The 1,497-nt window shown below is 38.6% G+C and carries 2 protein-coding genes; both read right to left on the bottom strand.

What is annotated here, in order from left to right; genetic code table 11:
- Window positions 1–81: 81 nt before the first annotated feature.
- A complete protein-coding gene (gene lnu(C) / locus KTQ83_RS11730; RefSeq protein WP_019543803.1) occupies window positions 82–576 on the bottom strand; it encodes a lincosamide nucleotidyltransferase Lnu(C) in 495 nt (164 codons plus the stop codon).
- 23 nt (window positions 577–599) lie between these two features.
- On the bottom strand, window positions 600–1,497 hold an 898-nt coding region (locus KTQ83_RS11725; RefSeq protein WP_217285052.1), incomplete at its 5' end, for an IS1595-like element ISSag10 family transposase.

The following is a 1,497-nucleotide window of genomic DNA, read 5'->3' as shown; positions in this document are numbered from 1 at the left end:
GGCTATGTCACAACAAACAGTTGATAAATAGCCATTTTTATAGGGGAGTATCAGAACTCCCCTACAAACTGTTATTTGCAGTTATCTATACTCATTTGGAATTTCGATATGAAGTGTCTCACACAATAACTTCACATCATGTGCATCATTTTCATCAAACTCGTATCCCAGATGGAACATTACTTGACTATATGGTTCAATACAGGAAACCTCTATTTCCTCAATTCTTCCTTTACCCGAAAAAGTTTCTACCGGAAAACAATCCCCATCATAAAGAATTTCACCTTCGTCCGTATATTCAAAACAATGCAAATCAATAATTCTGTTTTTCAAATCTTCCCATACAGTATGGTTCAATGTTGTATATTCCATCTTAATCTCATAAAAGCCATTAGCTTTCATTATTTCTATAAAGTTCTGATAATCGTTCTTTTCTACAAAAATGTCAATATCATTATGGGCTCTTGACTGATATCCAAGAAGAGCATCTACACCCCAGCCACCATCAAGAAAGACTTTAATCTCCGCATCTATTGCAAATTGAAGAATCTGTTTTACATCTGTTATATTGACCATCTTATCATCTCCACAAATTCTAATTAGGCGACCAGAGGAACTGCTGGTCTGTTTGATAAATCTCTGCATTTAGCAGTTTTCAATGTTGCCAAAACGAAAGTTAAGAAGATGTTCCTTTTCTCCATGTCGCTTTCTTTGGCGTAATTTACAAGGTTATTCCACACAAGATAGTTGTTCAGATACTTGGTAGAAACACCGTTAAAGCCACGCATAAACCTCTTTAGCTGGCTATGGTAGCTATTGATATGTTGGATATTATAAATGCCTTTCTTGGCTTTGCCAGTCTTTAACTGCACAAGGTCAATGCCATTGGCATTTGTAAATCTCACATAGGAGTTCATCTTGTCCGTAACAAGAGTGGAATTGGTCTTAATCCTACCATCATAAATATGATGTAAATCTCTTGTAGAAACTCTACCAGTATTCGTAATCTTGGAGATAGACAAGCCATTCCTATTAACCGCACAAGGAACACATACCTTTTCTTGGGACAAGCCTCTGATATGTGTAGAATGACCACGCTTATGAGCCTTGCGTGGCATAGCAAATGTCTTACTCTTGCTATGATTGCCCTTGTACGAGATGGCGAAAAAAGTTTCGTCAGCCTCAATAATGCCGTCAAGGGTAACATCGTCTGCCATATTCTGAAGTGCATCCAAAATCTTGTGTCTCCAAAGGAATGCGGTGTTTCTGTGAATCCCACAAGCAACAGCAGTCTTACGAATGGATAAGCCATTCATCATACAATCAATGTACTGCTCCCACACGGACAAGTCTTTTCTTGTACCAGACACAATGGAGTTCGTAGCAATCACGAAGGACTTGCCACAATCCTTACATACATATCGCTGTGTGCCATCTTTACGATGACCATTGCGAACCACATGGATACAGCCACAAAGAGGGCATACACGACCATTT

It is taken from the genome of Holdemanella porci, from assembly GCF_019052655.1.
Classification (GTDB): domain Bacteria; phylum Bacillota_I; class Bacilli_A; order Erysipelotrichales; family Erysipelotrichaceae; genus Holdemanella; species Holdemanella hominis.
This window is presented reverse-complemented; position numbering and strand designations above follow the sequence as displayed.